The sequence below is a fragment of the Micromonospora sp. NPDC049580 genome, from assembly GCF_040675595.1.
Classification (GTDB): Bacteria; Actinomycetota; Actinomycetes; order Mycobacteriales; family Micromonosporaceae; genus Micromonospora.
Map to the genome: position 1 here is coordinate 1 of NZ_JBFAPG010000119.1, position 13,889 is coordinate 13,889.

The following is a 13,889-nucleotide window of genomic DNA, read 5'->3' on the forward strand; positions in this document are numbered from 1 at the left end:
ATCTCGCCGGCGATCATGCCGCCGGCGACGCCGAGCGCCGCGCCGGCCACCATGCCGCCCACGCCGCCCATACCGCCGTGCCCGCGGCCATGACCGTGGCCGTGGCCGTACTGGGAGCGCAGGCTGCCGTAGCGGGACGTCGTCTCGCGCAGCCAACCGTCGACGACCTGCGCCCAGTCGACGCGGTCGACGTCGGCGTGCGACACCTGGTAGCGGCCGAACGCGTCGTGCCCGGCGCTGAGGAAGCCGCCCCGCTTGTCACACTCCAGGATCACCTCGACACCACGCTGACTCGTCACGAAGGTCAGCTCGACCTCGTTGATGGTGCCCGCGTACTGCGGGGAGGCGAAGAACTCGATCTCCTGGTAGAACGGCAGCGTCTGCTGCACGCCGCGGATGTGACCGCGCTCCAGGTCGGCGTGCTTGAACCGGAAACCGAGCCGCTGGAACGCCTCCAGGATCCGCTCGTGCACAGGCAACGGGTGCACCGCCACGTGGTCCAGGTCGGTTTTGTCGACCGCGCGGGCCACCGACAGCTCCGTCCGCAGGCCCATCGTCATGCCGTGCAGGCGCTGGCCGTACACGTCGGTGATCGGGGTCTCCCACGGCACCGGGAGCTGGAACGGGATCGACAACTCCTGCTTGGGCGCGAGCTGGAACGCGCCACTGACGGCCATCCGGTGAAACTCCATGGTGCCCGCGTACTCCGTGTCGTGGCCCTCGACCTCGACCCGGGTGACCAGACCGATCACCACCTGCTCGATGGCCGCCGGGCTGTCACCGCCGACGAGGTTGACCTGCCCGTCGAGGGTCAGGCCGGGCCGGGTGTTGGGGTTGGTCAGCACGGTGTCCACACTGGGACCGCCCACACCGAACGCGCTCAACATCTTCTTGAAGACCATCGAAACTCCTGTGCGACAGCCGACCGCTCCACCATGGAGTCGGACGTTGACTCACCGCGCACCCTATCCAGCACCCCTGTGAGATGGCTGTGAGCGCGCCACACCGGCGACCTGGTGTCGATCAGCGTCGCGCGCGGATCATGCCGGGGGTCAGATCCCCGATCGCCAGGTCGGCTGCGCGCTCGGGATCGTCGCCGGCCCGGCGGAGCAGCCCGTCGACACACCAGTAACCCGAGCGGTCGGCGCCATCGGTGACATCGAGATCAAGGTCGAGGTTGCACCGCTCGCCGGCGACGGTGACCTCCCAGTCGGGCCGACGCCGGTGCACCGCGAGCAGTAGCCGCCATGCCAGGTCGTTCCGCCGGTCACGACGCAGCGGATCGCATTCGCGCAGGGCCTCGGCGACGTGGTCCGCGTCGGGATCGAAGCCGTCCAGCAGCGGCAGCAGTGACGGATCTGCCAGGTACGCGGCGGCCCGGATGGTGAACCTGTGGACCTCGTCGTGGGAGAGCATCTCGCGTACCAGTGGAAGTGCCCGTGCGTCCCGCCGCCGGGCCAGCCCTCGGGCACCTTCCGCGCGTACCTCCGGGTCGACGTCGCGGGTACGGTCCCACAGCGCCCGGCGGACGGCGTTCCCGTCGGCGGTGCTCACCCAGCCGAGCCCGAAGGTGGCCCACTCCCGCACGGCGGCATCGGAATCGGTGGACAGGTCGATCAGCACCGCCTCGCCGGCTTCGGCCGGAGGATCGTCGAGGACCGCCGGCACCGCGACAGCGACCTGGAACCGTACGTCGCTGTCGGGACTGCCCGCGAGGGTGACCAGGGTCGGCAGGGCGCGGGGATCGCAGGTCGCGCCCAGGGCGCGAGCAATCGACCAGTGCACCTCGGGATCGACTTCGGTGCTGGCCAGCGAGATCAGGGCCGTCGCGGCGGCCGCACGCAGGTCGTCCCCGTGCACAGCGCTCGCGTAGCCGAGCAGGTCGCACGCCGCCGCGCGTACCACGCGGTCCGGATCAGCGAGTTTGCCGACAGCCAGCTGGAAGGCCACCACGCCCGCGCCAGCCGCCTGCCGGAGCAGCTCCGACCCGTCGTCGGAGTCGCCGTCCTCGACGGTACGCCGCAACCGCTGCACCGCCCGGTCGAACAGGTCCGCCACCTCGTGCGCCTCCACGCTCGACATGGTGCCCCCCGGCCAGTCGCTGCCGCCACCAACTTTTGATCGACTCGACATCGCCGATATGGGGCTATCAGCCGGCCGGGACACCCCGACATCGGCGATGTCGAGTCGATCACGGCTCGGTGCGGCCGAACGTGCCGTCTTTGACCCCGTTGACGAAGGCAGTCCAGCCGCTGACGCCGTAGACGAGGGTCGCCGCCGCGCGGTCCTTGCTGTCCCGCACCGCCACCCGACCAGAACCGTCGAGAACAGGCCCCGCTTCGACACAGCTCCCGCCGTTACTGTTGCTGCGAGTGCTGATGTGCCAGGCCACGGCCGGCAGGGCTTCGTTCATGGCAGTTCCTCCGTGATCTTCGCGATCAGCTCGGCCGCCTCGCGCTGATCGAGCGCGACATCCTGCAGGCGATGGTACGCAAGCGCGTACCGTCTCGACTTCGGAGATTCCATGAACCGGCGCCCACCCAGAGTCTCCGCATAGGCCACCTCGGGATACGGCTTCGGCATCCGGAAGAGAACGAATGAGCCGTCCAGCCCGGCGTGCAGGCCGACCCGCGATGGCAACACGCGGACGTCGATGTTCTGCCGTCGCATCAGCTCGGCGAGGTGTTGTAGTTGGCCGCGCATCACGGCCGGACTCCCGACTGGTCGACGAAGAACGCTTTCGTCGATGACCGCCGCTACACGGACGGCGGGATCGCGCGTGAGCACACGCTGGCGGTCGACCCTTAATTGCAGCCACTTGCGGACCGAGAAATCCGATGCCTGCTCTCCCTCGGCGTTACGGATCACCGCTTCCGCGTAGGCCGCCGTCTGCATGAGCCCCGGCATGAGGAAGGCATCCCACGAGCAAATGTGCTCGGCTCTGGTCTCCAACCAGGGGAAGTCGATGAACGAGGCGTCCACCAACTCGTCGTAGTCGTCGTCCCAGCGGTCGGTCCGCCAGGCGTCTTCGGCAAGCTGGAGGAAGCGGTTGCGCTCGCGCCCGTCATGCTCGCCGTAAAGATCGAGAAGCGATTCGACAACGCCTCGGCGGAACGGCCACTCGGCACGCTCCCAGCGGGCGATGGACGAAAAGTCCCGCTCCAGAAACTCGGCCGCCTGCTTGAGAGTGATGCCGCGCTGTTCCCGCAACTGTCGCATCTGCTGGCCGAGCCACTGGGCACGCAATGTCTGGACGAACGATTCACGCCTGACGGGCATGGGTCCCCTCTCTGACGTCCCTCATGACGAACTTCGTTGGTGTCGTTGCACCAATGCCGGGGCCACTGGAAACGTGGCCCGCGGGTGAGGGTGATCGCCGGCCCCCGGGGGGAAGCCCGGTGCAAACACGGCAACCGCAGCTGTGCCAACAGCCGAGAAGGTGACGAGAGGCGGCCTCGCGAGTGGCAGTCGCATACCGGCTCTCGTCGGGTCTCAACTAGAGCGTCGGGAGGTACGAATCCCGGCTCCGAACCGACTTGCACGAATACCTACCACGAAGAAGGGCGCTCTCGCGACCCCGACCCACCATCGACCGACGACGACAGAGGTGACCGATGACCAGAGGTGAACGATGACCAGAGGCACGCACCACGACGGCGGACGGCTGCATCCGCGGCACGTGCGCGACCACCAGTTCGCCACCGTCGGCTTCGGCCGAAGGGGCCTCGACCCCCGGGAGGTGCGGCGGTTCCTGCACCGCGTCGCGCTCGACCTGACCGCGCTGCACCACGATCTGGCGCTGCTCAGCGAGGAGAACGCGCGGGTCAAGCGGGCGCTGCGGGCCCGGCAGGGTGCCTGGTCCGAGGGGCAGCGAAGGTGATTCCGCCGGACCGGATCTTCGTACCGCTGCCTCGGGCCGCCGTGCTGGCGTTCACCGAGCCGCCCGAACCGCCGCCCCGGCACGTGATTCACCTGCCGGTGGCGGTTGTCGACCTGGCCGGCGCACTGGAATTGGCCCGTGCTCTCGCCCGGTCGCTGACCGCGACGTCACAGATCGACATCGGCGGCATCACCGTGTCGGCCGAGGACGCGCAGCACGTACGACACTGGGTCTTCTGTGACCGGATCATGCCCGATCGCCGGCGATGTGCGCGGCCGGCCGACCACGACGGACCCTGCTCTCCTGTCGATGATCCCTGACCCACATCTATCCTCGTGGACGATGACAATGGGGAGACGGGCACACGCCGCCGTGCTCGCTGCGGCGGTCGCGTTGCTGGCGGTGGTCGGGTGCGACACGGCAGCGGTTGACGAGACGCGTGGATGCCAGGAGCAGCGGCAGCTCGACGAGGCGAAGGTCCGGGTCAGCCGCTGGGAGCCGCCGGATGAGCTTCCGTTTATCGGCGACTATTCGGAGATTCACTGGCAAGCGCGCGCGTTGGGCAATCCGTGTTCGCGGATGCCGGGCCCGACGGACTGGGAATACCAGGGCGTCATCATCCTGCGTCCCGAGGACGCACACCGGTTGGCCGAGCGGTTCGAGTTCGTTTCGTTCACATCCATCGACCCGGCCGAGCTGATCCACTCACACACGCCTACGGACGTGCGACCGGACCTCGCACCGTTCCTCCCGACCAAGCCACAGTGGCTGCACAGTCAGACCTACAACGATGCGCTACCGTCGACACGCTGGCGGGTGGTGTTCCTGGACGTGCAGCATCACACGCTCCTGTTCATGCTGAACGATCATTAGACAGGTCCTAACCGGTCTCCACGACGACCAGTTCGCCTACCTGTTCGCCGATCGTGGTGCGGGCGTCCGCCGGCATCCCGGCGTCCGTGATGAAAACGTCGGCCGCCTCCAGCGGGGCGATGGTGGCGATGCCGATCGTCTCCCACTTGGTGTGGTCGGCGAGCACCACGAGCCGGCGGGCCGCGCCGATCAGACACCGGTTGACGCCGGCCTCCAGCAGGTTCGGCGTGGTGAAGCCGGTACGCGGGCTGAGCCCGTGCACACCCAGGAACAGCAGGTCGACGTTGAGCGCGCTGATCGCGGCCTCGGCCACCGGACCGGTCAGCGCGTCCGACGGGGTACGGATGCCACCGGTCAACACGACCGTCTGGTCGGCACGCGGGTTCTGGTAGAGCGCGTCGGCCACCGGGATCGAGTTGGTCACCACGGTCAGCCCGTGCACATCGGAGAGCAGGGTGGCCAGCGCGGCGGTGGTCGTCCCGGCGGACAGCGCGATGGCCATCCCCGGCTCCACCATCGTCGCCGCCCGCTCGGCGATGGCCCGCTTCTCCGTCTGCTGGCGGATCGACTTCGCGGCGAACCCGGGCTCCTCGGCCGAGCCCGGCCCGGCGAGGGTCGCGCCGCCGTGGACCTTGTCCACCAGGCCGCGCTCGGCCAACACCTCCAGGTCGCGCCGGATCGTCATGTCGGACACGCCGAACCGGCTGACCAGGTGGCTAACCCGCACGCCGCCACGCTGGCGGATCAGATCGAGGATGGCGGTCTGCCGCTGCTGGGCCAGCATCTCAGGGAACCTCCTTCGCGCCGCGCTGGTCGCCGGGTCAGGCCGACTCGTCGGCCCGGTCCTCGCGGACCACGGCCACCTCGCCGGCCGGCACTGTCAGCTCACCCGCACACCGCGTCCCGGTCAACAGCTCGGTGCCGCGCGCCGCGACGCGTACCTCGGTCTCGGTGTGGTTGATCGCGAACAGCCAGGTCCGCTCGCCGTCGCGTCGTCGTACCACCTCCACCCCGGTCGGCGCCTGCGCCGCCGGGCGGACGCCGGCCTCGTCGAGCAGCCGGGCGACGAGCCGGTCGGTGGCCGGTTCGTCCAGCCGGGTGCCGACGTACCAGGCGGCGCCCGCGCCGACCGGCCGCCGGGTCAGCGCAGGCACACCCGGCAAGGGCCCGTCGGTGTACGACGCCAGCACCTCGGCGTCGTCGGCGTGCAGCCATTCGGTCCACACGTCGGCGGTGCTGCCGTCGTCGAGCCGGACCCGCTCGCCCTCGCGCAGCGGGAAGAACTCCTCGGTCCGTACGCCCAGCAGGTCCCGGAACGCGCCCGGGTAGCCGCCCAGCCGGATGTGGTCGTTGGGGTCCACGATGCCGCTGAAGTAGGTGACGGCCGCCGTGCCGCCGGCCTCGACGAACCGGCGCAACGCGTCGGCGTCGGCGTCGCGGACCAGGTAGAGGGTGGGCACCAGGACCAGACGGTAGCCGCTGAGGTCGGCCGACGGGTGGACGATGTCGGCGGTCACGCCGGCCCGCCACAGCGCGCCGTAGAGGGCGTTGATCCGGTCCGCGTAGGTGACGTCGGCGCTGGGGTGCGAATCCAGCTCGACCGCCCACCAGGCCTCCCAGTCGAACAGGATCGCCACGTCGGCGTCCACCCGGCTGCCGCGGATCTCGGCCAGCGCCTTCAGGTCCGCGCCGAGCTGGCAGACCTCGCGAAACACCTTGGTGTCCGGGCCGGCGTGCGGCACCAGCGCGGAGTGGAACTTCTCCGCGCCGGCCCGCGAGGCCCGCCACTGGAAGAACAGCACCCCGTCGGCGCCGCGGGCGACGTGCGCCAGGCTGTTGCGGCGCAGCTGCCCGGGCAGCTTGGCCACGTTGCGCGGCTGCCAGTTGACCGCGCTGGTGGAGTGCTCCATGAGCAGCCACGGGTCACCGCCGGCGACGCCCCGGGTGTGGTCGGCGGCGAACGCCAGCCCGAGGTGCGCCTGCGGGTTGGCGGCGGTCAGGTAGTGGTCGTTGGACACCAGGTCCACATCGGGGGCCCAGGAGTGGTAGTCCATGTGCTTGACGCCCATGCCGATCATGAAGTTGGTGGTGACCGGCTGGCGGACCAGCGTCGTCAGCACCTCGCGTTCGGCGCGCAGTTGGGCGCGCTGCTCGTCGGAGGAGAAGCGCAGGAAGTCGAGTTGCTGCGTGGGGTTGGCGAAGGTCGGCGCGGTGCGCGGCGGGTTGATCTCGGCCCAGTCGCCGTAGCGCTGGCTCCAGAAGGCCGTGCCCCAGGCGTCGTTGAGCCGGTCCAGGTCGCCGTAGCGGTCCCGCAGCCAGCCCCGGAACGCCTCGGCGCTGACGTCGCAGTAGCAGTGCACGTTGTGGCAGCCCAGCTCGTTCGAGACGTGCCACATGACCACGGCGGGATGCTCGGCGTACCGGCCGGCGACCGCCCGCACCAGCTCCAGGGAGCGCTCGCGGAACACCGGGGAACTGGGGCAGTACGCCTGCCGGCCGCCCGGCCAGAGGATCGCGCCGTCGGCCCGGCGGGGCAGCGTCTCCGGGTGCGCGCGGGCCAGCCAGGGTGGCGGGCTGGCGGTGGCGGTGGCCAGGTCGACCTGGATGCCGCCGTCGTGCAGCAGATCCAGGACCCGGTCCAGCCAGCCGAACTCGAACCGGCCCGGGGCGGGCTCCAGCAGAGCCCAGGAGAAGATGCCGACGGAGACCAGGTTGACCCCGGCCCGACGCATCAGCTCGACGTCCTCCGACCAGGTCTGCTCGGGCCACTGCTCGGGGTTGTAGTCGCCGCCGAAATAGATGCCGTTCCCCTGCCATCGCCGCATGACAGCTGAGGGTGCACCTGCCGCCGCACGGAAGTCAACAGGTTCCAACATCGACTTTGTTTCCAACGTTTACCACCTAACAGCCGTATCACGACTGGGTTATCAGAGGCGAACAGCCCTCTTGACAGCGGCCTATGGAGGGGTAGCTTGAGGCCCCAACTGGCCGATCGTGTTCGCCAATGTGGATTCTCGGTGGATCACGATGCGTATCCACAAGGCCGGACGCGCTCTTCACCACCCCTGACGGCCCTTGGGCGTAGCACCTCTTCATCCGCAGGAGGCACAGATGTCCCGTCCCCGATCCCAAGCCGAGTACCTGGCTCGGCTCGTACCGCCCTCCGTCGCCGGCATCAACCGACGGTCGCTGCTGGCCGGCGCGGCCGGCACGGGCGCGCTGCTCGGCACCGGTCTGCTCGCCGGCTGCGGCGACGACTCCGGCTCCGGCGGGTCCAGCAAGGACGTGTCGCTCGGATCCAACCAGTCCGACCCGAAGCCCAAGGACGTCCTCGCGAAGGTCGCCGACGGGTTCAAGACCGCGTCCGGCGTCCAGGTCGCGGTGAACACGGTCGACCACAACACGTTCCAGGAGAACATCAACAACTACCTCCAGGGCAAGCCGGACGACGTCTTCACCTGGTTCGCCGGCTACCGGATGCGCTTCTTCGCCCAGAAGGGCCTGGCCAGCGACATCAGCGACGTGTGGGGCAAGCTCTCGGGCTACTCGGACGCCTTCAAGAAGGCGTCCACCGGCGACGACGGCAAGCAGTACTTCGTCCCGGCGTCGTACTACCCGTGGGCCGTCTTCTACCGCAAGTCGGTCTGGCAGCAGCACGGCTACCAGGTGCCCACCACACTGGACCAGTTCACCGCGCTCGGCGCGCAGATGAAGAAGGACGGCCTCATCCCCGTCGCCTTCGCCGACAAGGACGGCTGGCCGGCGATGGGCACCTTCGACATCCTCAACCTACGGATCAACGGCTACCAGTTCCACGTCGACCTGATGGCCGGCAAGGAGGCCTGGACCTCCGACAAGGTCAAGAAGGTCTTCGACACCTGGGCCGGCCTGCTCCCCCTGCACCAGCCGGACAGCCTCGGCCGCACCTGGCAGGAGGCGGCGCAGTCGCTGCAGCAGAAGAAGAGCGGGATGTACCTGCTCGGTCTCTTCGTCGGTCAGCAGTTCAGCAACGACGAACAGAGCGACCTCGACTTCTTCACGTTCCCCGAGATCGACCCGTCCATCGGCGCGAAGGCCCTGGACGCCCCGATCGACGGCTACATGATGGCCCGCAAGCCCAAGAACGAGGACAACGCCCGCAAGCTGATGGAGTACTTCGGCGGCAAGACCGCCGCGGACATCACGGTCAAGAGCGACCCGACCACCCTGGTCGCCAACACCGGCGCCGACGTCAGCGGCTACACCGCGCTGCAGAAGAAGGCCGCCGAGCTGGTCGGGTCGGCCACCGAGATCGCGCAGTTCCTCGACCGGGACACCCGGCCGGACTTCGCCTCCACGGTGATGATCCCGGCGATTCAGCAGTTCATCAAGAACCCCAAGGACATCGACGGTCTCACGTCGTCCATCGAGAACCAGAAGAAGTCGATCTTCACTGACTGACGGCGGAAGGGGGAGGACATCGTGTCCGACCTGCCCCTGATCCAAGCGGATCGCGCCGTGCCGCCGCCGGCCGCGGCCACCTCAACGGGTGGTCGTCGCCGGCGGCTACGGCTCCTGTCCCGCACCGACCGCGTGGTCATCACGCTGATGGTGCTCGTCCCGCTGCTGCTCGTCACCGCCTTCGTCTGGCTGCCGGCGCTGGCGACCGTGGTGCTCTCCAGCACCGACTGGGACGGCATCGGCCCACTGAACGAGATCGACTTCGTCGGCGCTCGCAACTACAGCGACGTCGTGAACATCTACCCGCCGTTCGTGCCGGCGATCCAGCACAACCTGCTCTGGCTGGCCGTGCTGTTCGTGGTCGCCACCCCGTTCGGCATGTTCCTGGCCGTGCTGCTCGACAAGGAGCTGCGCGGCAGCCGCTTCTACCAGACGGCGCTGTACCTGCCGGTGGTGCTCTCGCTGGCACTGATCGGCTTCGTCTGGCAGCTGCTCTACTCCCGCGACCAGGGTCTCATCAACGCCGTCTTCGGCAGCAACGTCGACTGGTACGGCGACTCGAACGTCAACATCTGGGCGGTCATGATCGCCTCCGGCTGGCGGCACGTCGGCTACATCATGCTGCTCTACCTCGCCGGCCTGAAGGGCGTCGACCCGTCGCTGCGGGAGGCCGCGGCGGTCGACGGCGCGTCGGAGAGCCGGACGTTCTTCCGGGTGGTGTTCCCGGTGCTGCGGCCGATCAACATCATCGTGCTGGTGGTGACGGTGATCGAGTCGCTGCGCGCGTTCGACCTGGTCTGGGTCGTCAACAAGGGACGCAACGGTCTGGAGCTGATCTCGGCACTGGTCACCCAGAACGTGGTGGGTGAGGCGAGCCGGATCGGCTTCGGCTCCGCGCTGGCGACGATCATGCTGGTCGTCTCGCTGGTCTTCATCACCATCTACCTGGCGACCGTGATGAGGGAGGACCGGGAATGAGCACCGCGACCGTGACCCGGCGTACCGAGGGTGGCACCGACACCCCGGTCCGCCGCCGCAAGCTGACCCCGGCGCGGCTGCTGCTGCACGGCTTCCTCATCGTCGTCTCGCTGGCCTGGCTCTTCCCGATCGCCTGGGCGGTGCTGACCTCGCTGCGCTCCTACGATTACACGGCCGCCAACGGCTACGTCTCGTTCGGCGGCTGGACCTTCGACAACTACGTCACCGCGTGGCGGACAGCGGAGTTCGGCAAACACTTTCTCAACTCGGTCTACATCACCGTGCCGGCGGTGCTGCTGACGCTCTTCCTCGCCTCCTGCGTGGCGTTCGTCATCGCCCGGTTCAACTGGAAGATCAACCTCGTCCTGCTCGGGGTGTTCACCGCCGCCAACCTGCTGCCCCAGCAGGCATTGCTCATCCCGCTGTTCCGGCTGTTCACCGAGGTGCCGCTGCCGGAGTTCATGAGCGACTCCGAACTGCTCTACGACAGCTACTGGGGCCTGATCCTGATCAACGTGGCCTTCCAGTGCGGGTTCTGCGTCTTCGTGCTCAGCAACTACATGAAGGCGCTGCCCCGCGACCTGTACGAGGCGGCGATGGTCGACGGGGCCAGCGTCTGGCGGCAGTACTGGCAGGTCACCATGCCGCTGTGCCGGCCGGCCCTGGCAGCGCTCGCCACCCTGGAGGTGACCTGGATCTACAACGAGTTCTTCTGGGCCACCGTCCTCATGCGCACCGGCGACAAGTTCCCGGTGACCAGCTCGCTCAACAACCTGCGCGGCGAGTTCTTCACCGACAACAACCTGGTCTCGGCGGGCAGCGTGCTCGTCGCGATCCCCACCCTGGTGATCTTCTTTATGCTCCAGCGGCACTTCGTCCGGGGCCTGACCTTGGGAGCCTCCAAAGGATGACGATCCTGCACCTGCGCCGCGCGCGGACCAGCCTGGTGCTCGACGCGCGCGGCCCGGGGCTGCCCCGCGTCGTGCACTGGGGCGGCGACGTCGGCGACCTCGACGACGACGCCCTGCGCCAGCTCACCGACGCGACAGTGCCACCCGTGGTGCCGAGCAGCTTCGACGAGCCGCCCGCGCTGTCCCTGCTGCCGGAGGCGAGCGCCGGCTGGAGCGGTCGGCCGGGACTGGTCGGGCATCGCGACGGGAGGGACTGGTCCGCCGCCTTCCGGCTCGACGGTCTCGACGTCGACCAGCCCTCCGACGCTCCGGCGCGGGTCACCGTGCGGGCGTCGGACCGGGTCGCCGGGCTGGGCCTGACCATCGAGATCACGCTGGACCGGTACGGCCTGCTGACCATTCGCCATCGCCTGCGCAACGACGGCGACGGCGCGTACGAGGTGCACGGGCTGACGCCGGTGCTGCCGGTGCCGGCGGTCACCACCGAACTGCTCGACCTGACCGGCCGCTGGTGTCGGGAACGCTCGCCACAGCGGCATCCCTGGCAGCACGGCGCGTGGGTCCGCGAGGGCCGGCACGGGCGCACCGGGCACGATGCCACGCTGTTGCTGGTCGCCGGCGCCGCCGGGTTCGGCTTCGGCCACGGCGAGGTCTGGGCGGTGCACACCGCGTGGAGCGGCGACCACGTCACCGTCGCCGAGCGGCACCCCACCGGCGAGTCCACTCTCGGCGGCGGCGAACTGCTGGCGCCCGGCGAGATCCGGCTCGCCCCCGGCGAGGAGTACGACACTCCACTGCTCTACGCCGTCTGGTCCGACGTCGGGCTGGACGGGCTCAGCGACGTACTCCATTCGCATCTGCGGGCCCGGCCCGGACACCCGCGCTCCCCCCGCCCGGTGACCCTCAACGTCTGGGAGGCGGTCTACTTCGACCACGACCTGGACCGGCTGCGGGCCCTCGCCGACCGGGCCGCGCACCTCGGCGTGGAACGGTTCGTGCTCGACGACGGCTGGTTCCGCGGCCGGCGCGACGACACCGCCGGGCTCGGCGACTGGTACGTCGACGAGGGCGTCTGGCCCGACGGCCTGCAACCGCTCATCGACCACGTGACCGGCCAGGGCCTTCAGTTCGGCCTGTGGGTGGAGCCGGAGATGGTCAATCCCGACTCCGACCTGTTCCGCGCGCACCCGGACTGGCTGCTGGCCGCGCCGGGGCGGCTGCCGCCGGCCTGGCGCAACCAGCAGGTGCTCGACCTGGGCCGCCCGGAGGCGTACGACCACGTGCTGGAACGCCTCGACGCGCTGCTGCGCGACCACCCCGGCATCAGCTACCTCAAGTGGGACCACAACCGGGACCTCACCGAGGCCGGGCACCACGGCCGGCCCGGGGTGCACGGGCAGACCCTCGCGGTCTACCGCCTCCTCGACGAGCTGCGCCGCCGGCATCCCGGCGTCGAGATCGAGAGCTGCTCGTCCGGCGGCGCCCGGGTGGACCTGGCCATCCTGGCCCGCACCGACCGGGTCTGGGCCAGCGACTGCAACGACGCCCTGGAACGGCTCAGCATCCAACGCTGGACCGGTCTGCTGCTGCCTCCGGAGCTGATCGGCACGCACATCGGCCCGGAACGCTCGCACACCACCAACCGCGTGCACGACCTGGGCTTCCGGGCGGCCACCGCGCTGTTCGGCCACCACGGGATCGAGTGGGACATCGCCTCGATCAGCGCTGCCGAACAGGCCGAGTTGGCCGCCTGGGTGGCGCTGCACAAGCGGCTGCGTCCGCTGCTGCACGCCGGCCGGGTGGTCCGCGTCGATTACCCGGACCCGGCCGTCTGGGCGCACGGCGTGGTCGCCACGGACCGGACCCGAGCGGTGTACGCGGTGGCCCGGCTGGCCACCTCGGTGACGCAGACCCCGGGCGCGGTACGTCTGCCCGGCCTCGATCCGACACGGCGTTACCGCGTACGAGCGGTGGCGGACGTGCCGCCCCCGGCGACCATCGAGCGGGCCGCGCCACCGTGGCTGGCCTCCGGTGTCACGCTCAGCGGAGCGGCGCTGGCCCGGGTGGGTGTGCAGCTGCCCGCGTTGCACCCGGAGCAGAGCCTGGTGCTGGAGGTCGACGAGGCCAGCTAGAAATTTCTTCCGCCGGAGTGTCGAGAACGGTGACGCGTGCTTCTACCTCAGGGTGAGAGCACCGACCACGGTGCGCGGACGTGAGGGGCGAACCATGAAGTACATGCTGCTGATGCAGTTCAGCGCCACCGGGACCGACTTCCCGAGCATCGACACCTGGACCCCGGACGAGGTCCGGGCCCACATCGCGTTCATGGGCGAGGTCAATGAGAAGCTGACCGCCGCCGGGGAGTGGGTCGACGCGCAGGGCCTCGGTGGCCCGCAGCAGGCGCGGATCGTGCGTGCCGGCGAGGGCGGGACGCCGGTGGTCACGGAGGGGCCGTTCGCCGAGACGAAGGAGTTCCTCGCCGGCTTCTGGATCGTCGACTGCGACAGCCCGCAGCGGGCGGTGGAGGTGGCCGCGTACATCTCCACCGCGCCCGGCCCCGGTGGCCGGCCGCTGAACATGCCGATCGAGGTGCACCCGGTGATGTCCGCACCCACCGAGGAGTTGTGAGGGCTGACCACCGATCCCCACATCGAGGACCTGCTGCGCGAGTTGGCGCCGCAGGTCCACGGCGTCCACGCCCGCCGGATAGGTGACTTCCCCACCGCCGACGACCCCGTGCAGGAGGCGCAGCTCCCCGCCGCGACCCAGTGGCCTGCCCACTGCTTGCCCCCCAACACCCGATGTAG

At 69.5% G+C, this 13,889-nt stretch carries 14 protein-coding genes; 8 read left to right on the forward strand and 6 right to left on the reverse strand.

The window, feature by feature from the left end; all coding sequences use genetic code 11:
• The 4 genes from AB0J68_RS12950 to AB0J68_RS12965 form a co-directional block, all read right to left on the reverse strand.
• The coding region (locus tag AB0J68_RS12950) for a sporulation protein (RefSeq protein ID WP_363938385.1) at nt 1–902 on the reverse strand (902 nt) is incomplete at its 3' end.
• A 121-nt stretch (nt 903–1,023) separates the two neighbouring features.
• Nucleotides 1,024–2,073 (reverse strand): HEAT repeat domain-containing protein, encoded by a 1,050-nt coding sequence (locus AB0J68_RS12955; protein WP_363938387.1) that lies wholly within the window; start codon nt 2,071–2,073, stop codon nt 1,024–1,026.
• A 118-nt stretch (nt 2,074–2,191) separates the two neighbouring features.
• Nucleotides 2,192–2,413 carry a DUF397 domain-containing protein gene (locus tag AB0J68_RS12960; RefSeq protein ID WP_354855404.1) on the reverse strand — a complete coding sequence of 74 codons (222 nt, stop codon included), beginning with the start codon at nt 2,411–2,413 and terminating at the stop codon, nt 2,192–2,194.
• Entirely contained in the window at nt 2,410–3,279 is an 870-nt protein-coding gene (locus AB0J68_RS12965; RefSeq protein WP_363938390.1) for a helix-turn-helix transcriptional regulator, read from the reverse strand. Before AB0J68_RS12965 ends, AB0J68_RS12960 begins: the two co-directional genes overlap by 4 nt.
• A 352-nt stretch (nt 3,280–3,631) precedes the next feature.
• On the opposite strand from AB0J68_RS12965, the gene AB0J68_RS12970 reads away from it, so the two are divergent.
• From AB0J68_RS12970 to AB0J68_RS12980, 3 genes are all read left to right on the forward strand, one after another.
• Nucleotides 3,632–3,880, forward strand: a complete 249-nt coding sequence (locus AB0J68_RS12970; protein ID WP_354855406.1) for a DivIVA domain-containing protein — start codon at nt 3,632–3,634, stop codon at nt 3,878–3,880.
• Between the two features lie 83 nt (nt 3,881–3,963).
• Complete coding sequence (locus AB0J68_RS12975) at nt 3,964–4,200, forward strand: hypothetical protein (protein WP_354855455.1); 237 nt, start codon at nt 3,964–3,966, stop codon at nt 4,198–4,200.
• A 22-nt stretch (nt 4,201–4,222) separates the two neighbouring features.
• Nucleotides 4,223–4,753, forward strand: a complete 531-nt coding sequence (locus AB0J68_RS12980) for a hypothetical protein (RefSeq protein ID WP_355139294.1) — start codon at nt 4,223–4,225, stop codon at nt 4,751–4,753.
• A gap of 7 nt (nt 4,754–4,760) precedes the next feature.
• Here the strand turns inward: AB0J68_RS12980 and AB0J68_RS12985 are convergent, their stop codons facing one another.
• Both AB0J68_RS12985 and AB0J68_RS12990 read right to left on the reverse strand, forming a co-directional pair.
• Complete coding sequence (locus tag AB0J68_RS12985; protein ID WP_363938393.1) at nt 4,761–5,537, reverse strand: DeoR/GlpR family DNA-binding transcription regulator; 777 nt, start codon at nt 5,535–5,537, stop codon at nt 4,761–4,763.
• Between the two features lie 37 nt (nt 5,538–5,574).
• A complete protein-coding gene (locus AB0J68_RS12990; RefSeq protein ID WP_354855409.1) occupies nt 5,575–7,578 on the reverse strand; it encodes a beta-galactosidase in 2,004 nt (667 codons plus the stop codon).
• A 286-nt stretch (nt 7,579–7,864) separates the two neighbouring features.
• Here AB0J68_RS12990 and AB0J68_RS12995 point away from each other — a divergent pair, with 286 nt between their 5' ends.
• The 5 genes from AB0J68_RS12995 (at nt 7,865) to AB0J68_RS13015 (ending at nt 13,710) form a co-directional block, all read left to right on the forward strand.
• Nucleotides 7,865–9,193, forward strand: coding sequence for an ABC transporter substrate-binding protein (locus tag AB0J68_RS12995; RefSeq protein WP_354855410.1), 1,329 nt, complete (start codon nt 7,865–7,867; stop codon nt 9,191–9,193).
• A gap of 21 nt (nt 9,194–9,214) precedes the next feature.
• A complete protein-coding gene (locus tag AB0J68_RS13000) occupies nt 9,215–10,171 on the forward strand; it encodes a sugar ABC transporter permease (RefSeq protein ID WP_363938396.1) in 957 nt (318 codons plus the stop codon).
• Entirely contained in the window at nt 10,168–11,082 is a 915-nt protein-coding gene (locus AB0J68_RS13005) for a carbohydrate ABC transporter permease (RefSeq protein ID WP_354855412.1), read from the forward strand. Before AB0J68_RS13000 ends, AB0J68_RS13005 begins: the two co-directional genes overlap by 4 nt.
• Nucleotides 11,079–13,214, forward strand: coding sequence for an alpha-galactosidase (locus tag AB0J68_RS13010; protein ID WP_363938398.1), 2,136 nt, complete (start codon nt 11,079–11,081; stop codon nt 13,212–13,214). Before AB0J68_RS13005 ends, AB0J68_RS13010 begins: the two co-directional genes overlap by 4 nt.
• Nucleotides 13,215–13,308: 94 nt before the next feature.
• Complete coding sequence (locus AB0J68_RS13015) at nt 13,309–13,710, forward strand: YciI family protein (RefSeq protein ID WP_355063832.1); 402 nt, start codon at nt 13,309–13,311, stop codon at nt 13,708–13,710.
• Nucleotides 13,711–13,889: the final 179 nt, after the last annotated feature.